Consider the following 19,714-nt stretch of genomic DNA (forward strand, 5'->3'; position numbering starts at 1 on the left):
AAGTTTATTCTCTGATGAGTATTCTATTCGATTCCGTTTCCTTTACCTATGGAGATACCGCCATTTTTAAAAACCTTTCGTTTTGTTTTGAACAAGGCGTGACCTATGTGCTGCTGGGAGAATCGGGCATTGGCAAAAGCACGCTTTTATCCTTGGTCAAAGGGTTGCAGCGACCGCAATCGGGCACGATCACTTACCAAGGCTGTTCCCCTGACAACATCGAGGTCGTTTTCCAAGAACTGCATTTGTTTCCTTGGCAAACAGTCTACCAAGCACTGGAAATGCCGCTACTCATCAACCAAATCCCTAGTGAGCGCCGTAAAAAACGGGTCGCCAGCTGTTTGACTGAGTTGGGATTGACGCAGGTGCAGGACCGCTATCCGTATCAGCTTAGCGGCGGTCAAAAACAGCGGACCGCCATGGGGCGGGGACTGATCACACAGCCCGATGTTTTATTATTGGATGAGCCGACTGCTTCACTGGACCAAGAAACCAAAGCAAACGCACAAGCCATGATCGCTGCTCAACAGCAGCGCAGACAAAACAGCTTGATCGTGGTGACCCACGATCCAGAAGAGGCAGTGTTTTTGGGGCAGACGATTTTGCTGCTAAAAGATCAGGGCGTTACGCCGATCAGTAATCCATTTTACGGCAGCCAGCAGGAACGAGACTCGTTGGCTTTTTATGAAGTCGTCTTGCAGTTGAAAGAACAAATGAGGGAGGCGAGGCAATGAAAACCATCAAATCTTTTGCTTGGGGCTTCTGTTCGTTTGTCGTGGTTTGGTGGGGCGTAAGCTGGGTGACCAACAATCGCTCACTGCCTAATCCTTTAGAAACGGCCGAACGTTTTTGGGCACTGCGAGAAGTCTTACTGATCCACGCAGGTGCCAGTTTGCTGCGGGTATTTGCGGCGTTGAGCGGGGCGTTGCTAGTCGGGGTGCCGTTAGGAATCTTGATTGGGCGATCCCAAAGAGTGGATCGGCTGCTTGGTCCACTGCTTTACTTTTTATATCCGATTCCTAAAGTTGCGTTTTTACCCGTCTTTATGATTTTCTTTGGCTTAGGCAATCTCTCAAAAATTCTCTTGATTTTTGCGGTGATCGTCATTCAAGTGATCGTCTCGATTCGTGATGCAGTCACGAAGATCCCACCAACGTATTTTCAGGTCATGAAAAATTATACCAATCAATGGCGCCATGTCTTGCGCTTCGTTATTTTGCCCGCGCTCATGCCCGCGCTTTTTGCCAGTGTGCGGGTCAGTATCGGGATCGCGTTGGCTTCCCTCTTTTTTGCCGAAAACTATAACACGACGTATGGTGTCGGCTATCTGATCTTAAGTGCGTGGTCAAAAATGGACTACCCACAAATGCTTTCGGGTATCCTCCTGATTGCTTTGATGGGCTATATGCTTTTTGCCAGTATCGATTGGTTGGAAAAAGTGGTGTGCCGTTACCGACAATCTTAAAAAAAATGATCGATTGATAAATGTTTGCGGCAGTTCGTGTATTTTTGAACAAAATGATTTATACTAAGGATATCTTATTGAGAATCATTCTCACTGAAAGGAAGACCTTACTATGAAAGAAATCGATCTGTCAAAAACGCTCTATGAACTTGTGGCACAATACCCTGAAATACAAGAAATCATGAGTCAACTAGGGTTTACGGCGATCAATCAACCAGGGATGCTGCAAACTGCTGGACGTTATATGACGATACCCAAAGGTGCTCAGATGAAGAAGATCCCCTTGGAAACGGTTTGTCTCGCTTTCGAAAAACAAGGGTTTTTTGTGAAAGGAGCGACGAAATGAAAACCAACAGTCAAAGACAAGAACGGATCGTCGAAATACTGAGTTTGCTTCACCAAGGCGGTTCCTTTGAAGAAGCCAAACGCTTGTTTAACGAAGAATTTGATGGTGTGGATGTGACGGAGATCACTGCTGCTGAAAAAGCTTTGATCCAAACGGGGTTGGACCCTTCTGAGATTCAGCGTTTGTGCAATATTCATGCTGCTGTTTTTAAAGGATCGATCAATGAGATCCATCACTCCAATGAAGAATATGGGCAACCAGGCCATCCTGTGCATACCCTGAGATTGGAGAACCAAGTCCTACATTCCCTGTTGACCGATGAGATCGACAGCCTCTTAGCCAAAATCAAAACCGGTGATTGGACGCCTAAAAAGCGTCTACAAGCTGCCTGCAATGATTTAATGCAGATCGACAAACACTATGCGCGAAAAGAAACGTTGATTTTTTCTTACATGGAGAAGTACGGCATCACTGCGCCGCCAAAAGTGATGTGGGGTGTTGATGATGATATTCGGGTTATGATCAAAGCGCTCAATGAGCTTTTGGCATCCGAAAATGCTGCCTATAATCCAATCGCTGTCCAATGGGAAGCAGTCAAAAACGAGATCGAAGAGATGATTTTCAAAGAAGAAGAAATCATGGTGCCCATGACGCTGGATGTCTTCAGTCTTAAAGATTGGGAACAAATTGCGGCTGACAGCTTTGACATCGGCTTTGCCTTTATCCCAGAACCGCTTCCTTGGAAACCGAGCCAAGAAGCCCTTGAAAAGGAACAGGCGGCAGAACCCGCACGGCAAGCGGCGATCAAACAAGCCCAAGAAACAACCGCTGGCATCGCAGCCGGTTTAGGATTCAATGACTTTCAAGTCACAGAATCGGAAGATTCGCCGCAAATTGCTGAACAGCCGACCGTTTCATTGCCTACTGGTAATCTGCAATTTGAGCAATTGGTGGCCATTTTTCAAACGCTGCCAGTGGACTTGACCTTTGTAGATAGTGAAGAGCGGGTGCGCTTTTATTCAGAAGGCAAGAGTCGCGTCTTTCCACGAACGAATTCGGTTTTAGGTCGTGAAGTCGTCAACTGCCATCCACCGAAAAGCATGCATCTCGTGCAACAGATTTTGGATGATTTTCGAGCGGGTACAAGGGAGACAGCTGAATTTTGGATCGATATGCGGGGCCGTAAAATCTATATTCGCTACTTTGCATTAAAAAATGAAGCAGGCATCTATTTAGGTTGTCTAGAAGTCACGCAAGACATTACAAAGATCCAAAAAATCGAAGGGCAAAGCCGTTTGCTGGACCAGTGAGCAGTTTGGAGAAAGGCTGATCCGTGTCTATTTGAAACGAAGCAAAAAAAGAAAAATCAATAAAACGCTTGCAACGTTTCTAGAAAAATAGTATAGTAAAGGCAATCAAATGGGTAGTTACTGATAATGCAGGCTATACCTTTTTACGTGTGTATGGATCCTACACATGTATTAAGGTATCGCCTTTTTTCATTTTAAGGAGGTGAGAAGCGTCTTGAAGATCAAAAAAATCTTAAACAACAATGCAGTTTTGGTCGGAAAAGATGGCAAAGATTTTATCTGGATCGGTACCGGCCTTGGCTTCAAAATGAAACCAGGACAAACCGCCGATGAATCAAAAATTGAAAAAGTGTTTGTGCTTCATAAGAACAAAGTTTCCGAGCGGTTTTTAAGTTTATTGTCATCCATACCAACAAACTATGTGTCTTTAGCGGATGATATTATCTCACTTGCAAAAGCGGAAATAAAACAGGAGTTAAGCGAGACGCTGTATGTATCACTTACCGATCATCTGTATAACCTGTTCAAACTGCATGAACAAGGAATCACAGTTACGAACCGATTATCATGGGAAATAAAAAAGTTTTATCCGCAGGAATTTGAAGTTGGTAAAAAAGCATTGGAAATGATAGGACAAGAAACAGGGGTCGTCTTTGAGGAAGAAGAAGCAGGAAATATAGCAATGCATTTGATCAATGCACAAGTAACAGATGAGGTTGATCAGCCAAAAGATGTCCAATCGATTGCAAAAAAGATTCGCGATATTATTTCACTTATACGATTTTCAAACAAGATACAAATTGATGAAAACTCTTTGGCATTCGATCGATTTATCACCCATTTGCGCTTTTTTTTCCAACGATTGAAGGCTCGACCAGATGTGGTAAAAGCAAATCCACTATTGGGACACGTGAGTGGACAGTATGCAGACGCTTATAAGACGATGCTTTTGATTGAAAAGTATTTAGATGTTCCCTTGAACGATGATGAAAAGCTGTACTTAACATTACACATTCAAAAGTTAATAGAGAACGAATAAAGGTTGTTACTGATAATGCAGGCAAGACTGATAATTATTCCATCAAGGAATAGTTATTTGTCTTGCTTTTTATTTTTACATTGAAAGGATGAGAACGATGGCATATCAAGAATTGGTCGATGAAATTTTAAAAGGAGTCGGGGGAAAAGAAAATATCAATGGGGTGACCCACTGCATCACAAGACTGCGTTTTGATTTAAAACATGAGGAGCAAGCAGACACCGAAACACTGAAAAAGACGAAAGGGATCGTGACAGTCGTTCAAAGCGGCGGTCAATACCAAGTCGTGATCGGCAATCATGTGCCAGAGGTGTACCAAGAATTTGTTCAACATGCAGGATTGGCAGGAAATGATGCGGCACCTTCGGGAGAAAAGAAAGGACCGCTGGATGCTTTTATCGATGTGATCTCCAGTATCTTTACACCTGTATTGGGTCTTCTAGCTGCCACAGGAATGATCAAAGGATTAAATGCACTATTTGTTTCTTTGGGATGGATTGAGAATACGTCAGGAACCTATGCGATTTTGCAAGCAGCAGGTGATTGTTTCTTCTACTTCTTTCCAATCTTTTTAGGATATACCGCAGCGAAAAAATTTGGTTTAAAGCAATTTGTCGGTATGGCGATCGGTGCTGCCCTTGTTTATCCAGCCTTGTCTGGCTTGACGGCAAATGCCGAACCGTTGTATACCTTGTTTGCAGGAACTGTTTTTGAATCGCCTGTTTATGTCACTTTTTTAGGAATACCAGTCATTTTAATGAGTTATAGTTCCAGTGTTATTCCAATCGTCATTGCTACCTATTTTGGTGCCAAATTAGAAAAAGGCATTACAAAAATCATTCCTAGTATTGTACGGAGTTTCTTAGTTCCTTTTCTAACCGTCTTGATCATGGTTCCGCTGACTTTCATTGTCATTGGTCCAATCGCGACGTGGATCGGCAATTTGTTGGGTGCGGCTGTGTTGGCGATCTATAACTTCAGCCCAATTATTGCAGGGATTGCAGTTGGTGCTGTTTGGCAAGTGTTGGTCATGTTTGGTCTTCACTGGGGAATCATTCCGATCGCAATCAACAATATTGGTGTACTTGGTTACGACCCAGTGATGGTCTTAGGACAAGCGACTCCATTTGCGACCGCAGGAGCTGTGCTGGCAGTTATTATTAAGTCTAGAAATAATTCTATTCGGGCAATCGGGATTCCCGCATTTATTTCCAGTCTGTTTGGGGTATCGGAGCCATCCTTGTACGGTATCACGTTGCCTAGAAAAAAACCATTTATTGCGACCTTGATTTCAGCCTCGATCGGCGGATTGATCATGGGTGCCATGGGAACAAAATCCTTTATTATAGGTGGGATGGGTATCTTTAGTTTACCCAACTACATTGATCCGACAGAAGGCATCGGAAGCGGCTTTTACGGATATGTATTAGCGATCACTGTAGCATTCGTCTTATCATTTATTTTAACGATTACCTTCTTGTATGATCCGCAAGAGGATCGGCAAGAAGCAACAGCTAGTGATAATGAAGCCTCACCTTTGATCCCATCAGAAAGAGAAGCGAAAGAAATCACTTTTTCGCTACCATTAACAGGCATCGTTTTGCCTTTATCGGCAGTAGAAGATCAAGCATTTGCAAATGGACTATTAGGAAAAGGCTTAGCAGTTTCACCAGATGAAGGACTGGTTCGAGCACCTTTTGACGGAGTAGTTGAAACACTGTTTCCAACGAAGCATGCGATTGGCTTGAAGTCGGACGATGGCGTGGAAGTGTTGATTCACATCGGCATGGATACAGTGAACTTGGATGGTCGTTTTTTCGAAACAAAAGTCAAGCAAGGGGATCAGGTCAAGCAAGGAGAGGTATTGCTTACATTTGATAAAGAAGAAATTGAAGAGGCAGGATACTCGTTAGTGACGCCGATCGTCGTTACCAATACTTCCGCATACTTAGATGTGATCGCTGATGATAATCGAGGGGCGATAACGATCGTCAAGTAGTCGCAATGACCAAGAAAAGGAAAGAAAAGAAAGAAGGAAAGAATGCTATGCGAGCAATTATGCTGATGTTTGATACTCTGGCTAGAGATTTTTTATCAAACTACGGAAACGATTGGATCAACACGCCAAACTTTGAACGGCTAAGAGAAAAAACGGTTACGTTTGACAACTTTTATGGTGGCAGCATGCCTTGTATGCCAGCGAGAAGAGAACTTCATACAGGTCGTTACAATTTTATGCATCGTTCGTGGGGACAATTAGAACCGTTTGATTCGTCAATTTTTGATACGCTGCAGCAAAATGGTGTTTATTGTCATTTGGTAACCGACCACTCCCATTACTTTGAAGATGGCGGTGCCACTTATCATAACCGTTATTCCACATGGGAAGGATTTAGAGGACAAGAAGGTGACCGATGGGTTCCAAGAAAACAGGCAGAGAATCATCCACCGCTGAATCCGTTAAATAAAAGTGGTATTTCTGTGGAACAGCATTTTGCGAATCGAACACGGCAAGCAGTAGAAGAAGACCTGTCCACGGTTCAAACGATCCAAGCCGGCTTGGATTTTTTGGAACAGTACAAAAATGAAGATCAATGGTTTTTGCAAGTCGAATGTTTTGACCCCCATGAACCATTTTATGTGCCAGAAACCTATCGCAAATTGTACCAGGAGACACCAAATGAATCACCTTACTTTTGGCCAAAATATGGTCGTGTAACAGAAGACGTTGGTGAGCAGGATTTGATTGAGCTGCAAAAAGAATACGCAGCGTTGATCAGTATGTGTGACCATCACTTAGGACGAGTGCTGGACTTTATAGAAAAAAATAATATGTGGGAGGATACCTTGATCATTGTGAATACCGACCATGGCTTTTTGTTAGGGGAACATGACTGGTTAGGAAAAAACGTCGCACCGATGTATGAAGAAATCATTCATCTGCCCTTTTTCATCAGTTACCCACAGGCTGAATCGGGAACCCATACTCAAGTATTGAGTCAAACCATCGACATTCCAGCAACTTTATTGGATTATTTTGAAATTGAGAACACCTTAGATATGGATGGCAAATCTTTGTTGCCTGTGTTGAAAAAACAGCATTCACAACCGCTTCATCAAGAAATTATTTTTGGTACAAACGGCGGTCATGTCAATATCTACGATGGTCGTTATGTGTATATGCGTGCATCGGTTCACCCTTCGAATGGACCAATCACCATGCAGACGCTTAGTTATGCTTCATTGCGTGGTTTTTTGAATAAAGAGGTCTTAGACAGCATGGTCTTGAAAGAGGGCAATCGATTTACAAATCATTTTCCTTACACAGAAGTCGAAGTTTCCACCTATATCGATTCTTATTCGGTAGGCCACTTGCTGTTTGATCTAAAGAATGATCCAAAGCAGTTAACACCGCTTCATGACCCACTGATTGAACAAGAAATGATTCAGAAATTGATTAAAGTAATGGATCAGATTGAAGCCCCTGAAAGCGAGTATCAGCGCTTAGGTTTAAGCAATAGTCAGAGGCAGACAATTGCACAAAAGAAATAAAAAAGCGAGGAACAATACATGAAACACATCTCCGTATTGATCAAGCCAGCATCCTCTCTTTGCAATCTGCGCTGCACCTATTGCTTTTATGCCAACGTCAGTTCCTTGCGTGAAGTGCGTTCCTTTGGCAAAATGAAAGAGGATGTAATGGAAAAGATGATTGCAAACATTTATACAGACTTAGAAGCTGGCGATCATTTGACGTTGGCATTTCAAGGCGGAGAGCCGACGATGGCGGGGCTGAGTTATTTTAGAAAACTAACGGCTTATGTTGCGGCGCAAAAAAAGCAAGTGACAGTACACTATGCGATCCAGACCAACGGCATGGTGATCAATGACAAGTGGTGTCGTTTTTTGAAAGAGCATCGCTTTTTAGTCGGGCTGTCGATCGATGGGCATCCGCTTGCGCACGATCGTCATCGATTAGACGCCAAAGGGCGGGGAACCTTTGCGCGGGTTTTACAGACCAAGCGGTTATTGGATGCCTATCAGATCGAGTACAATGTCTTGTGCGTGTTGACAAATCCGTTAGCAAAGGAAGCCCAGCGTGTGTTTGACTTTCTCAAGGAAGAGCAGATTGCATTTGTGCAATTCATTCCTTGCTTGGCTGATTTGGATGCCACATCAACCAACGACTATGCCTTGACACCAAAAAGCTTTGCTGGCTTTTATCAGCAGCTGTTGGCGTTTTGGCTGCAGGAATTGACGCAAGGGCACTACCTAAGTATCAAGCTGTTCGATGACTTATTGAATCTATTGGTGCGGCAGCAAGTAACTGCCTGCGGGATTCTAGGCAATTGCCAAGTGCAGTATGTGATCGAAGCCGACGGCAGTGTCTATCCTTGTGACTTCTATGTATTAGATGAGTTTCGCATGGGCTATATCCAAGAGCAAACGTTGCGGGAATTGTTTTCTCAAGACTGTTCGCAGCAGTTTTTGTGCCAGAAAAAAGACATGCCTTCGAAGTGTACGCAATGTCCTTTCCAAAAAATGTGCCGAGGAGGCTGTAAGCGAATGAAAGATGAAATGTACGTGGATAGTGAGGGTTTTTGCGGCTATCAGGAGCTGTTAAAAGACTTCACACCTAGAATCAATGAGATACTGGGGCTTTTGCAAGGGGTGAGACAATGATCGGACTGATTTATTTTCTCGTGATCGTCTTAGCAAATGCCGTAGGGGCAGTTTCGGGCATGGGGGGCGGCGTGCTGATCAAACCGATTTTCGATTTTATCGGCGCCCATTCTGTTGCTGCGATCTCTTTTTACTCGGCGACAGCGGTCTTCACGATGTCCATCGTTTCGACAGCTAGACAATTAGCCAGTGGACGGAAAATCAATTGGTCGATTGCCTTGTGGGTTTCTGGCGGCGCTGTGTTAGGCGGTGTTTTAGGCAATGTTGCCTTTGAACAGCTATTGCTTGTCTTTCGAGACGACAAGATGGTTCAGCTGATCCAAATCCTTGTGACCGTGCTGACACTATTGTTTGCTTTTTTGTATACAAAATATAACTGGCGTGGGTTTGCGTTGGAAAAAGTCGGCTGGTATGCAGCTTGTGGCTTGATTCTCGGCTTTCTAGCCAGTTTGCTGGGGATCGGCGGCGGACCCATCAATGTTTCTTTATTGATGCTGCTGTTTGCCATGCCGATCAAAGAGGCGACGATTTATTCAATTTGTACGATTTTTTTCTCACAGCTGGCAAAAATTTTGACGATCGCTTTTACGACAGGTTTTGGTGCGTATGATCTGCAAATTTTGTGGTTTGTTATTCCAGCCGCGATCGTGGGAGGACTGTTAGGCGCCAAGGCCAGCAACGTCCTGTCACCGCAGCGAGTGACACTGGTATTTCAAACTGTGATCGTGCTGGTGTTACTGATCAATCTGTACAATGGCTATCAATTATTGTAAAAAGGAGGCAAGCAGATGCCCACGATTCCAGCAGGAACTTATCGAATCGGCACGAATACGATGGACGGCTTTGCCGAGGATCTTGAGGGACCGCAAATCAGCCTCGACAGCCCAGCATTTGCCATTGATGCCACGACGGTGACGAACCAAGCTTTCCAAGTTTTTGTGGAAGCAACAGGATATGTCACAGAAGCCGAGCGCTTTGGCTGGTCGTTCGTTTTTCACTATTTTTTAAGTGAGCAAACGAAACACCGCAGTCAAAAGATACCGAATATGGCTTGGTGGTACGCAGTTAGTGGCGCAGATTGGCGTCATCCTGAAGGACCTGATTCAACGATTGCCCAGCGGATGGATCACCCAGTGGTTCAGGTGTCTCGCAACGATGCGATCGCCTATTGCCAATGGGCAAAAAAACGCCTCCCGACAGAAGCAGAGTGGGAGATCGCTGCAAAAGGCGGGACAAGTTTTGAAAAATATCCTTGGGGAAGGGAATTTTTGGCAGAAAATACCTATCATTGCAATATTTGGCAAGGAGAGTTTCCAAAAAGCAACACGCGAGCAGACGGCTTTGCCAATACAGCGCCAGCGAAATGGTATGAGCCCAACGGCTTTGGTCTGTATCAAATGATCGGCAACGTCTGGGAATGGTGCGTCAATCCTGCCCGCATCCCGCTGACACAGTTTCAACAACAGACGGGACAAACCTTTTGGGCAAGGAATCAAACACAAGATGATCAACTGTATGCGACTCGCGGCGGTTCGTTTTTGTGCCACGAATCCTATTGCAAACGATACCGAATTGCCGCTAGAAATGGTAATTCTGGGATGTCGGCAGCCAATAATTTAGGGTTTCGGTGTGTCAAAGACTTGGATCAGTAAACCGATAAAAGCAAAAGCGGCACCTATTCACGTGGATAGGTGCCGCTTGTTTTATTGCCATTCGGATTGATAATTTCCTTTGAGATCATAAACATAATTGATCTCGGTGCGATTACGAATCCCATTTAAACCAACGGTCCAAGTCCATTCACCTTGGAAGCCGTTTAAAATGACGATGCTGACGCCAGGAGCATAGTGATCCAGCTGAGCTGCTCGTGCCTCAGAATCCTTGATGATCTTGGGAATGACGCCCCAATCGATGGCATCAAAGGCAATGGTATCTTCCATCGAAAGCTCGATCGTATCGTCGTCTTTTTTCCATTTGGTCAACAGATTTTCTGGGTAATACCAATACTCGTCTTGCAGGCCTGTGTTTGGATTGATCACTCGCGTAACTGCATAAATGCCGCTTTTTAGCGGGACATTGCGGATGTGAAAACTATAGCTGACCAGTTGCAGCTCTTTGTCTTTGAATGAGGATTGATTCGGCAGCGCAGCCATAATTTCTTTGGCACTGGCTTCTTCTCGAAAGAGTTGGCGGTCTACAGGTAAAAAGGTGGAAACTACGCCAATACAAAAGAGAATCACTGGCAGCAAGAGCAATGAGAATAACCAATAGAATGGCGATTTTTTGCGTTTCTTGATGCCGATGATCAGACCGATCAAAAAGACCAACAGGATCCCTGCTACCCAAAAGTAGGGGAACAAACGAATGATCTGATGCCTGATTTCAACGACTTGGTATTCATTCAGACCAAACCAATTTTCCGCGATGGTGAGGTTATTTAAAACAATGATTCCGCCAATAATACTTAGAATAAATAAGAAAATCAACAGCAAAAGCATCCGACCGAGTATCCGACGTATCAGTGAGGGTCTAGTAGGTGGGGTCATGAGTCACGTCCTTTTTGTTTTTTCGAAAATAGTAGGTTAAATACAAGAGTAGTACAACTGGTGTTTTTTTTCAATGATTGTAGACAAAAAAACTGCATCCACAGATGCGACCTCAAAACGTTAGACCAAAAATCTAACTTTTTTGGGTCAGGACACCGCAGATGCAGGTTTTATTTTCAATTAGTCGAGGGTTTGTTGGCGGGCGATAGCTGGAAAGAATTTCAGGCTATACAATGCACTGATCCCAACTAGAATATAAATGACGCGGGCAATGATCGACGTGCTGCCGCCGGTGATCGCTGCGACAAGGTCAAACTCGAAGGCGCCGACCAGCAGCCAATTGATACCGCCGATGATCAATAAGGTCAGTGCGATCCCATCAAATGTTTTTAACATAGGAAACTCCTCTCTAGTTGTCGCCCCATCAACGTTCATCGTCGGTGATGGTGACATCTTTTTCTTTCTCGCCTTCTTGATTGCGCTCATTATAGATATAGACATGGCGAACGATTTTAATCAGCGGGCGAATGGTCAAAAAGACACCGCCGATCAAATAGGCGATCGTTCCGTAAATCGCAGGCAAGCTAGTTAATGAAACGATACTTCCGAAAATATAAAACAAGCCCGTCAAAATATCATTCGTAAGTGAGATCAACATGTAGCGATTTTGAAAATAGATGCGAAAGCGACTTGCCTTGATGATCACATCTTCTTCTTTTCCCGGATCGAATTGATGTTCACTCCGTTTGATTTTTGGCATAGGTGCCATCACTGCTCCTTTATTTGTGCTAAGGTTTCAAGACAACTTTGATGTTCTTGTCTTCTTTTTTGTCAAAAATCTCATACGCTTTGGCAGCATCTGCTAAAGGCATCGTGTGGGTGATGATCTGTGACGGGTCAAACAAGCCGTCCGCAATCATATCATAAATTTTTGGCATCAAATGGATCACAGGTGCTTGCCCGTGTTTAACATTGATGTTACGCATAAAGAATTCTTGCAATGGATAAGAAGAAGCTGGTGTCATGTAAACGCCAGTGATTTGGACGGTACCAAATTTTTTGACTGCTTTGGCGGCCATCTGGATCGGTGAGATCGTTCCACTTTGCAAGCTGACTAGGTTTTTGGCTTTTTCTTTGACGGGTTCTAAACCATCCATCCCAACACAGTCGATGATCACATCAGCGCCACCTTTGGTCAGCTCATACAGTTCATCAGCACTAGTAGCCAAATCATCCAATTGGAATGTTTCGACTTGATTGTAGCTGCTGGCTTTTTCTAAGCGATGAGCAACAGGATCCACGGCAATCACCCGCTTAGCGCCTGCCATCACGGCAAATTTTTGGGCAAACAACCCAACTGGGCCTGAGCCTAAGACGATCACGGTATCATCCTTTTTGACGCCAGCGTTTTGGACGCTCCAATACGCTGTAGGTAAGATGTCAGATAAAAACAATACTTTTTCATCAGGGATCGTTGATTCAGGTACGATAAACGAGGTGAAATCTGCGAAAGGTACGCGCAAGAATTCGGCTTGACCGCCCCAGTGGTTACCGTTCATTTTTCCGAAACCGAATAAGCCGCCATACAATGTATCTTCTGAAGAATTGTCGCATTGACTTTCCATTTCATTTTGACAAAAGTGGCAATGGCCGCACCCGATATTGAAAGGGATGACGACACGGTCGCCTTTTTTTAGTTTCTGTACTTGACTGCCAACTTCTTCAACAATACCCATTGGTTCGTGACCAACGACATAGCCTTCTTCCAAAACCGAGCCGCCATGGTGGTAAAGGTGGAGATCAGAGCCGCAGATTGCGGTTGCGGTGATTCGGATGATCGCATCCGTCGGTTCTAAAATCGTTGGATCTTCTACACGGCGAACGTCCATTTTTTGATTTCCTTGCCAGGTTACTGCTTGCATCATTTTTCCTCCTTGTTTGTTCAGATAAGTTCGGACAATCACTAATTTTTTCAACAACACGTTTTTACTTTTTTAGTAACAGATAATTTAATTCTGCAAGGATTTTAAGGATTTGACAACGAAAACGCTCAAAACGGTTGATTTGTTTTTTCTTGATCAATGGTTTAAAAAAAGAAAAACAGATGATTTGCTAAAAAAGTGAAAGCGTGACACTATTAAAGTGAAGCATGCATGCGTTACGAGTATCTAACGGAACCTGCATCAACCAGTGACAAGAAATGAGGAGGGATGATCATGGATCTAACGATTCGAGGAAAGGCTTCCTGCACCAATTGCAATGAAAACTTTGATGGGAAGCTGGTCGTTCATTTACAAGAAGACAGCGAGGGGCAATTAACCATGGTACCACCGTTGGAAACGAATGAATTGGCAGAAGATGAAATCGCTATTCATTATGCTTACGGGGAAGTGAAGGAAGCCATCGAAGGAACCTTCGTATGTCCAAACTGTCAGACTGAAAATGAGGTTCGGATTGAAATTCCGACCGAGCTATTAGATGGCTCAATGAATTAAATGAATAATCAAATTGAAAAAGCTCTCTGTTCCTTGAACAGGGAGCTTTCGTTACCTATTGGTCATTGGTTTGTTTTGTGCCATCAATGATTTGGACATTGAAGTCTCGTAAGATGTCGAGTCCTTGTGACTCGTGGTTTTTACCAGCGACTAATGTTTTATTGATAGTAAAATCAGCGTCAGGAAAGGCGCTTTGGATCTCGATGGTATTGGAAAGGACACAGATGTTGGTTTCAACACCGGTGATTTCGATTTGCTTTTCTTCTTCAGGTTCAAATAGATTTTTCTTAATGTCGATCAAGACCTCAGGTGGAATACTGTAATAGTATTTCTTGACGACTTTTTCATTTTCGAGAGGCTTAAGTTCTGGGATCAGCTGCAGGGCATCGGCTTCTTCATCAGGCGTTCCTTTGACTTCGATTGGAATGTCGCGGGTGTGTAAAATGTACTCCCCATTCGCCCGCGCTTGTTCTAGGCGCTTGGCGATTCGTTTGACGAGAGCGGCGCCATCTGGCACATACGCTTCGTTCTCTTCATCGAGAATTTGGTTTTGCATATCGACAATGACTAGCATGTGGTTACTCCCTTTCTATAAACATCGTTTTTCAAATGGTCTGACGTGAGGTTGAAAAATAGGTGCTATTTCTATGATGCCCCACTTTTTTTATATTTTCAAAGAAAACGCTCTTCTTGTCGAGAAACGGTAAAAACGTTATTTTTTTGTTCGAATCACGATGCTTTTTATTTGCTGAAAAGAAGAAGTAGTGATAGCTTTTAAATAGTACATTAAAAATAAATGAAAGTAGGTTAGGTTAAATGAGAAAGTTATTTTATATGGGGACTTTGCTTTTTTCAGTTGGTGTACTGGCGGCAGGATGCGGCAACAGTGAAACCGCTGATTCCTCGGGGAATGAGTCAGCAGATGGCAAAACGACGTTGGACTTTTGGTCCTTCTGGGGGTCTGGTGCAAGACAAGAAGTAATTGAAGAAATTATTGATGATTTTAATGCGTCACAAGATAAAATCGAGGTCAAATACAGCTACCAGCCTTGGGGCGATATTTGGACAAAATCACTATCGTCGATCACTGCTGGCAATCCGCCTGATGTTATTGTACAAGATATCAATTCTGTTGCTCAGCGGGCAGAAGCGCAGCAAGCAACGAATTTAAGCGAGTATATCGAAGAGGGCTTTTCTGATGAATTTTATCCGCAATTATGGGATACGGTGGAGTACGAAGGGGATGCCTATGCCGTTCCATTCAATACAGATACGCAAGTGATTTTCTACAATAAGACACTCTTTAAAGAGGCTGGTATCAGTGAAGAGCAACTGCCACAAACGTGGGAGGAGTTAGAAACAGTTGCTCGTAAATTAGATGTCAAAAACGGTGATGATTTTGAGCGAATCGGCTTTTACCCATTGTGGAATTTAGGCGCTGACGTGTGGGCGTTGAATGCCGACGATGGCGTCAGCTGGTTTGACAAGGATGAGAACGTCAAAATCGATACAGACAACAAAGTGGAAGCGTTGGAATGGATCTTAGACTGGCAAGAGTATTATGGTCAAGATACCATCAATCGCTTAGAAGCTGAATTTGGTTCAGGGGTTGCCGATCCATTCATTTCTGGATTAGTGGCGATGCGTGCGCAAAACATCAACTACTACTCAAGTTTAGCGGAAAATGCACCAGATGACTTTGAATTTGGGGTCATTCAAATTCCTGAAAAAGAAAGTGGCTCTGGTCACTGGTCATGGGGCGGCGGGTTCGTCCTAGAAGTGCCATACGGTGCCAAAGATCCTGAAGCGTCCTATGAGTTTATCAAATACTTGTCGACACCAGAAGTTCAAGAGAAATTTGGTGAGAAGAGCTTTGATATCATGGCGAATCGGACAGCCAACGAAAACTTGGTCAACAACGACAATCTAGATGAAAATGGCCAAATGATCTACCAAATGGCGGATGAAAACTTTGCCAATACGGTGATCACGCCTGTGCCATTGACAGCGCCTGACTTCAGCAGTCTTGTCAATGAACAGATCGACCAAATCATGCTCGGCAGCAAAACACCGGCTGAAGGGTTGGCAGATGCGCAAAAAGCGGTGGAAGATCTTGTTGAGCAAAACAAATAAACTTCAAAACGAGCGTTTTTAAAAAAGAAGGAAAGTCCAGTCGGTTAGCGGACTGGGCTTTGCTTTCTGCTTTGCGAAGCGGACATGTTTTCTTGAACAAACAATGAGTAAAAATAGAATGGAGTGGAAGGAATGCCAAAGAAGCGTTCAAAAAGTAAACGGCAAGAAGCTCTTTGGGGCTACTTCTTCGTAGCACCATTTTTGCTTGGGTTCGTGGTGTTTATGTTAGGGCCCATGCTGTTTTCCTTCGTAGGAAGCTTTACCGATTACAATCTGACTTCGAAAATGAATTTTATCGGCTTTAAGAACTTTACCCGCATGTTTACGCAAGATACCCTGTTTTGGAAATCTCTCTATAACACGGCGTATTTTGTACTCTTCAATGTTCCCTTAACCACGTTGTTCAGTGTCTTTCTAGCCACTTTATTGAATCAAAAAATCCGCGGAATCAGTTTTTTCCGAACCACCTTTTACTTGCCAGCGATCCTTTCAGGGGTTGCCGTCTACGTCTTATGGATGCAATTATTATCTCCTTCCGCAGGATTGATCAATACCTTCTTGAGCTGGTTCAATATCAAAGGTCCAGCATGGCTGTTTGATCCCGAATGGACGAAACCAGCGTTGATTTTGATGAAGATTTGGAGTTCGGGGGGCGCGATGCTCTTGTATCTAGCTACCTTGCAAAATATTTCACCGACGCTGTATGAATCGGCTGAGATCGATGGGGCGGGAGTTTGGGCGAAATTCAAAAATATTACGATCCCTTTGATCACGCCAATCATCTTCTATGATGTGATTACTTCAACGATCGGTTCTTTTCAAATTTTCCAAGAAGCATACGTGATGACCAAAAATGGTACCGGCGGTCCGGCAAATTCGCTGCTCTTCTATAATTTGCATATGTGGAACAAAGCCTTCGTCGCCTTTGATATGGGCTATGCGATGGCCATGTCGATGATCTTGTTCTTGATCGTCTTAGTCTTGACCTTTATCAATCTCAAGCTGGCACCACGCTGGGTTCACTATACCGGAGGTGGCAGCTAATGGAAATGACGACAAAAACACGAAGCAAATCAAGCCAACAGCGAGTCAAAAAAATCATCAGCTATGTGGTGATGTCGATCATCGGGATCGTGCTGCTGATTCCGTTGCTGTGGATGGTCTTTACGTCATTGAAACCGATGGAGGAGATCGTGCGCTACCCGCCGACCTTTTTCCCAGAAGAAATCAATCTTGGCAATTATTTGGAGACTATCAACGCCTTTCCATTTTGGCAGTATGCAAAAAATACGTTATTCATTACCGTCTTAGTGGTCTTCGGGAATGTCTTATCAAATTCCTTCATTGCTTATGGGTTTGCAAAATTGGCCTTTCCAGGAAAAAATCTGATCTTTGCCCTCGTCTTGTCTACGATGATGATTCCTGGCTTTGTGACGATGATCCCGCAATATGTTTTGTTTTCCAAAATCGGCTGGGTCGGCACCTATCTGCCGCTGATCGTTCCAGCGTTTTTCGGCAACGCCTTTAACATTTTCTTGATGCGGCAGTTTTACTTGTCCGTCAACAATGAATTGATCGAAGCCGCTAAGATCGATGGCGCCAATCATCTTTATATTTGGAGCCATCTAATGATCCCATTGACGAAACCCGCGCTGATCACGATTGCCATCAACTCCTTCAATGGGGCGTGGAATGATTTCTTAGGACCATTACTGTATATTCAAAACCAAGAAAAGTACACGCTGCAGATTGGCCTGCAAGTCTTCCAAAACCAATCAACGACCCAGTGGAACTACTTGATGGCAGGAGCAACGCTTGTGCTATTGCCGACGATCTTGCTGTTCTTCTTCGCTCAACGCTACTTTATTGAGGGAATGGATCTGACGGGAGGTTCCAAAGGATGAGAACAAAAGTTACCCCGCAACGCTTAAACCAAGCGCTGTTGACTGGCATCAACTGGCTTCCGCATTTACTGGTTTTACAAGGCATGTGGCTGTTGTATTCCTTGCCTTTGATCACGAGTACCACCGCTAGTCGAGCATTGATCGAGACGTTGACGGAACTGCGGAACGATGGCTTGGAGGCAAGCAGCAAAGCTCGTTTTCAGCAGGTATTTCATCAACAGTGGGCAACAAGAAAAGGGCAAGACCGTTTGCTCAGTCTATTCTTCCTGCTGCTTTTAGCGGACAGCTTTATCTTTAGCCGTTTGCAGCACCCGCTGTTTCAGATCGCTAGTTACGCGTTAGCGTTCACCTTTGGCTTGTTTTGCTTGGTCTTACTTTATCAAACGAGGCTGCTTCACACCTATCCGCAGCAGCCCAGCTCATTGTTTTATAGTTTTTATCAGTTTGCTCGTTCACCCAAACGAGTACTGGCGCATCTTTTAGCAACAGTGACGCTTGTCTTGACCTTTTTGCTGTTTGGCCCAGTCTACTTATTGGTCTTAGGAATCAGCACCTTGTATTTAGTCAATGTCTTGCTCTGTGACCAAGCGCTCAAATAGAAAACAAACGGGTATCCCGAAACTTCCTTAGTGAAAAGCTAAGGAGTTTCGGTTTTTTTGTGAAAAGAAGGTTGACAGGGTCAAAAATTATGCCTATGCTGAATGTAAATTTAGTAAACAGTAAACAGATGAGGTGCAGCTATGGCAAGTATGAGAGATATCGCGAAATTAGCCGGGGTGTCGGTAGCAAGTGTTTCTAGAATCCTTAACAATGATGAAACCTTCAGTATCAATGAACACACGCGTCAGCGAGTCATTGAGATCGCCAACCAAATGAATTATTCAAAAGAAAAAAATCAACCCCATTCCCGTGAAGTCGGTGACCAAAACACGATTGCCATCATTACCCGCCACGATCGAGAGTCGGAAAGAAACGATCCGTATTTTATGATGATCCGCAATGGGATCGAAAAGGAAGCGGCGAAGTGGCGCTTAAAAACGATTCGGGCCTTTTCCATGCGGGAGCCTCAAAAAGATTTGGCACAATTGGCGAAGTATGGCGCAGTCATTATTATTGGGGAGATGACCAGCGATGCTTTGGCAGAGATCAGTCAGCAAAATGCCAATATTATCCTGGTGGATAATTATAGTGAAGCACCCAGCTACGATTGCATCCAAACCGATTTTGCCCAAAAGACTCACCAGATCCTCACGTTGTTAAAAGAGAAGGGCCATGAGAATATTGCCTTTGTGGGCGGTGTTGCCAGCCGAGTGACGATTTCTGGCGAAGTCGTTTACGATGAACAAGAGATTCGAGCAGAAAATTATCGCCAATGGATGCTGCTCAATAAATTGGAAAAGTTCACAACCGTGCTGCAGGGGAAATGGTCACCAGAGACTGGTTTGCATTTTGGTCAGCAGATCGCGCAAATGAATCCTCGCCCCACAGCGATCGTCGTTGCCAGCGATCCTATGGCTGTCGGGGTTTACAAGGCACTCGCTGAAGCGGGGCTATCGATTCCTAAAGATGTGTCAGTCGTTAGTTTTGATGATATCGAAATGGCGCAATTTATGACGCCCGCACTGTCCTCCGTTAAGATGAAAGCTGAAGAGATGGGGCAGATGAGTGTCGAATTAGCGAAAAATAAAATCCTTGGGGTGCGGACGATGCCTGTTCGCGTCGTTTGTGGCAGTGAATTGATCATTAGAGAATCGATTGCCGAAAAAGATCAGTGACGTCTGATCTTTTTTTAT

At 44.0% G+C, this 19,714-nt stretch carries 21 protein-coding genes; 16 read left to right on the forward strand and 5 right to left on the reverse strand.

Annotated features, from left to right (window positions below):
- Window positions 1–14 precede the first annotated feature (14 nt).
- The 10 genes from IGI77_RS05565 (at window position 15) to IGI77_RS05610 (ending at window position 10,495) form a co-directional block, all read left to right on the forward strand.
- Window positions 15–734 (forward strand): ABC transporter ATP-binding protein, encoded by a 720-nt coding sequence (locus tag IGI77_RS05565; protein ID WP_438769654.1) that lies wholly within the window; start codon window positions 15–17, stop codon window positions 732–734.
- Window positions 731–1,465, forward strand: a complete 735-nt coding sequence (locus IGI77_RS05570; RefSeq protein ID WP_438769655.1) for an ABC transporter permease — start codon at window positions 731–733, stop codon at window positions 1,463–1,465. The genes IGI77_RS05565 and IGI77_RS05570 overlap by 4 nt, the downstream gene beginning before the upstream one ends.
- A gap of 112 nt (window positions 1,466–1,577) precedes the next feature.
- On the forward strand, window positions 1,578–1,811 hold the full coding sequence (locus IGI77_RS05575) for a DUF1858 domain-containing protein (RefSeq protein WP_218212818.1): 234 nt from the start codon (window positions 1,578–1,580) through the stop codon (window positions 1,809–1,811).
- Window positions 1,808–3,121 (forward strand): DUF438 domain-containing protein, encoded by a 1,314-nt coding sequence (locus tag IGI77_RS05580; RefSeq protein WP_438769656.1) that lies wholly within the window; start codon window positions 1,808–1,810, stop codon window positions 3,119–3,121. Before IGI77_RS05575 ends, IGI77_RS05580 begins: the two co-directional genes overlap by 4 nt.
- Before the next feature lie 214 nt (window positions 3,122–3,335).
- Complete coding sequence (locus IGI77_RS05585; protein ID WP_260663593.1) at window positions 3,336–4,160, forward strand: PRD domain-containing protein; 825 nt, start codon at window positions 3,336–3,338, stop codon at window positions 4,158–4,160.
- 97 nt (window positions 4,161–4,257) lie between these two features.
- Complete coding sequence (locus IGI77_RS05590) at window positions 4,258–6,159, forward strand: beta-glucoside-specific PTS transporter subunit IIABC (RefSeq protein ID WP_438769657.1); 1,902 nt, start codon at window positions 4,258–4,260, stop codon at window positions 6,157–6,159.
- 47 nt (window positions 6,160–6,206) lie between these two features.
- A complete protein-coding gene (locus IGI77_RS05595; RefSeq protein ID WP_413128601.1) occupies window positions 6,207–7,712 on the forward strand; it encodes a sulfatase-like hydrolase/transferase in 1,506 nt (501 codons plus the stop codon).
- Between the two features lie 18 nt (window positions 7,713–7,730).
- Window positions 7,731–8,843, forward strand: a complete 1,113-nt coding sequence (locus IGI77_RS05600) for an SPASM domain-containing protein (RefSeq protein WP_438769658.1) — start codon at window positions 7,731–7,733, stop codon at window positions 8,841–8,843.
- Window positions 8,840–9,616: a sulfite exporter TauE/SafE family protein gene (locus IGI77_RS05605; protein WP_074534991.1), complete on the forward strand. Its 777-nt coding sequence runs from the start codon at window positions 8,840–8,842 to the stop codon at window positions 9,614–9,616. Before IGI77_RS05600 ends, IGI77_RS05605 begins: the two co-directional genes overlap by 4 nt.
- 15 nt (window positions 9,617–9,631) lie before the next feature.
- Window positions 9,632–10,495 (forward strand): formylglycine-generating enzyme family protein, encoded by an 864-nt coding sequence (locus IGI77_RS05610; RefSeq protein ID WP_115232083.1) that lies wholly within the window; start codon window positions 9,632–9,634, stop codon window positions 10,493–10,495.
- A 51-nt stretch (window positions 10,496–10,546) separates the two neighbouring features.
- Here the strand turns inward: IGI77_RS05610 and IGI77_RS05615 are convergent, their stop codons facing one another.
- The 4 genes from IGI77_RS05615 to IGI77_RS05630 form a co-directional block, all read right to left on the reverse strand.
- Window positions 10,547–11,389, reverse strand: a complete 843-nt coding sequence (locus IGI77_RS05615; protein WP_438769659.1) for a hypothetical protein — start codon at window positions 11,387–11,389, stop codon at window positions 10,547–10,549.
- Between the two features lie 180 nt (window positions 11,390–11,569).
- A complete protein-coding gene (locus IGI77_RS05620) occupies window positions 11,570–11,785 on the reverse strand; it encodes a DUF378 domain-containing protein (protein WP_008379021.1) in 216 nt (71 codons plus the stop codon).
- Window positions 11,786–11,813: 28 nt separating this feature from the next.
- Window positions 11,814–12,158 (reverse strand): YrhK family protein, encoded by a 345-nt coding sequence (locus tag IGI77_RS05625; RefSeq protein WP_015509287.1) that lies wholly within the window; start codon window positions 12,156–12,158, stop codon window positions 11,814–11,816.
- Window positions 12,159–12,177: 19 nt separating this feature from the next.
- Entirely contained in the window at window positions 12,178–13,311 is a 1,134-nt protein-coding gene (locus IGI77_RS05630) for an alcohol dehydrogenase catalytic domain-containing protein (RefSeq protein WP_422700402.1), read from the reverse strand.
- Between the two features lie 288 nt (window positions 13,312–13,599).
- Between IGI77_RS05630 and IGI77_RS05635 the strand changes: the two genes are divergently transcribed.
- Complete coding sequence (locus IGI77_RS05635) at window positions 13,600–13,884, forward strand: hypothetical protein (protein ID WP_026008050.1); 285 nt, start codon at window positions 13,600–13,602, stop codon at window positions 13,882–13,884.
- 55 nt (window positions 13,885–13,939) lie between these two features.
- On the opposite strand, the gene IGI77_RS05640 is transcribed toward IGI77_RS05635, so the two are convergent.
- On the reverse strand, window positions 13,940–14,458 hold the full coding sequence (locus IGI77_RS05640; RefSeq protein ID WP_332282818.1) for an isochorismatase family cysteine hydrolase: 519 nt from the start codon (window positions 14,456–14,458) through the stop codon (window positions 13,940–13,942).
- Window positions 14,459–14,700: 242 nt separating this feature from the next.
- On the opposite strand from IGI77_RS05640, the gene IGI77_RS05645 reads away from it, so the two are divergent.
- From IGI77_RS05645 to IGI77_RS05665, 5 genes are all read left to right on the forward strand, one after another.
- The gene (locus tag IGI77_RS05645) at window positions 14,701–16,017 is read left to right on the forward strand and encodes an ABC transporter substrate-binding protein (RefSeq protein WP_008379010.1); all 1,317 of its coding nucleotides are present in this window, start codon (window positions 14,701–14,703) and stop codon (window positions 16,015–16,017) included.
- Window positions 16,018–16,149: 132 nt separating this feature from the next.
- Window positions 16,150–17,061: a carbohydrate ABC transporter permease gene (locus IGI77_RS05650; protein WP_005234717.1), complete on the forward strand. Its 912-nt coding sequence runs from the start codon at window positions 16,150–16,152 to the stop codon at window positions 17,059–17,061.
- Window positions 17,061–17,921, forward strand: a complete 861-nt coding sequence (locus IGI77_RS05655) for a carbohydrate ABC transporter permease (RefSeq protein ID WP_438769660.1) — start codon at window positions 17,061–17,063, stop codon at window positions 17,919–17,921. The genes IGI77_RS05650 and IGI77_RS05655 overlap by 1 nt, the downstream gene beginning before the upstream one ends.
- The gene (locus tag IGI77_RS05660; RefSeq protein WP_438769661.1) at window positions 17,918–18,520 is read left to right on the forward strand and encodes a hypothetical protein; all 603 of its coding nucleotides are present in this window, start codon (window positions 17,918–17,920) and stop codon (window positions 18,518–18,520) included. Before IGI77_RS05655 ends, IGI77_RS05660 begins: the two co-directional genes overlap by 4 nt.
- Before the next feature lie 141 nt (window positions 18,521–18,661).
- A complete protein-coding gene (locus IGI77_RS05665) occupies window positions 18,662–19,696 on the forward strand; it encodes a LacI family DNA-binding transcriptional regulator (protein WP_016621049.1) in 1,035 nt (344 codons plus the stop codon).
- Window positions 19,697–19,714: the final 18 nt, after the last annotated feature.

This window comes from Enterococcus sp. DIV0213h (assembly GCF_051711285.1).
Classification (GTDB): Bacteria; Bacillota; Bacilli; order Lactobacillales; family Enterococcaceae; genus Enterococcus_D; species Enterococcus_D casseliflavus.

Excerpts from the sequence above, each read along its gene's own strand:
- IGI77_RS05600 (WP_438769658.1), top strand. The coding sequence starts at position 7,731 with ATGAAACACATCTCCGTATTGATCAAGCCAGCATCCTCTCTTTGCAAT.
- IGI77_RS05655 (WP_438769660.1), top strand. The coding sequence starts at position 17,061 with ATGGAAATGACGACAAAAACACGAAGCAAATCAAGCCAACAGCGAGTC.
- IGI77_RS05595 (WP_413128601.1), top strand. The coding sequence starts at position 6,207 with ATGCGAGCAATTATGCTGATGTTTGATACTCTGGCTAGAGATTTTTTA.
- IGI77_RS05660 (WP_438769661.1), top strand. The coding sequence starts at position 17,918 with ATGAGAACAAAAGTTACCCCGCAACGCTTAAACCAAGCGCTGTTGACT.
- IGI77_RS05605 (WP_074534991.1), top strand. The coding sequence starts at position 8,840 with ATGATCGGACTGATTTATTTTCTCGTGATCGTCTTAGCAAATGCCGTA.
- IGI77_RS05665 (WP_016621049.1), top strand. The coding sequence starts at position 18,662 with ATGGCAAGTATGAGAGATATCGCGAAATTAGCCGGGGTGTCGGTAGCA.
- IGI77_RS05650 (WP_005234717.1), top strand. The coding sequence starts at position 16,150 with ATGCCAAAGAAGCGTTCAAAAAGTAAACGGCAAGAAGCTCTTTGGGGC.
- IGI77_RS05570 (WP_438769655.1), top strand. The coding sequence starts at position 731 with ATGAAAACCATCAAATCTTTTGCTTGGGGCTTCTGTTCGTTTGTCGTG.
- IGI77_RS05590 (WP_438769657.1), top strand. The coding sequence starts at position 4,258 with ATGGCATATCAAGAATTGGTCGATGAAATTTTAAAAGGAGTCGGGGGA.
- IGI77_RS05610 (WP_115232083.1), top strand. The coding sequence starts at position 9,632 with ATGCCCACGATTCCAGCAGGAACTTATCGAATCGGCACGAATACGATG.
- IGI77_RS05625 (WP_015509287.1), bottom strand. The coding sequence starts at position 12,158 with ATGGCACCTATGCCAAAAATCAAACGGAGTGAACATCAATTCGATCCG.
- IGI77_RS05645 (WP_008379010.1), top strand. The coding sequence starts at position 14,701 with ATGAGAAAGTTATTTTATATGGGGACTTTGCTTTTTTCAGTTGGTGTA.
- IGI77_RS05620 (WP_008379021.1), bottom strand. The coding sequence starts at position 11,785 with ATGTTAAAAACATTTGATGGGATCGCACTGACCTTATTGATCATCGGC.
- IGI77_RS05635 (WP_026008050.1), top strand. The coding sequence starts at position 13,600 with ATGATCATGGATCTAACGATTCGAGGAAAGGCTTCCTGCACCAATTGC.
- IGI77_RS05630 (WP_422700402.1), bottom strand. The coding sequence starts at position 13,311 with ATGCAAGCAGTAACCTGGCAAGGAAATCAAAAAATGGACGTTCGCCGT.
- IGI77_RS05615 (WP_438769659.1), bottom strand. The coding sequence starts at position 11,389 with ATGACCCCACCTACTAGACCCTCACTGATACGTCGGATACTCGGTCGG.
- IGI77_RS05565 (WP_438769654.1), top strand. The coding sequence starts at position 15 with ATGAGTATTCTATTCGATTCCGTTTCCTTTACCTATGGAGATACCGCC.
- IGI77_RS05640 (WP_332282818.1), bottom strand. The coding sequence starts at position 14,458 with ATGCTAGTCATTGTCGATATGCAAAACCAAATTCTCGATGAAGAGAAC.
- IGI77_RS05575 (WP_218212818.1), top strand. The coding sequence starts at position 1,578 with ATGAAAGAAATCGATCTGTCAAAAACGCTCTATGAACTTGTGGCACAA.
- IGI77_RS05580 (WP_438769656.1), top strand. The coding sequence starts at position 1,808 with ATGAAAACCAACAGTCAAAGACAAGAACGGATCGTCGAAATACTGAGT.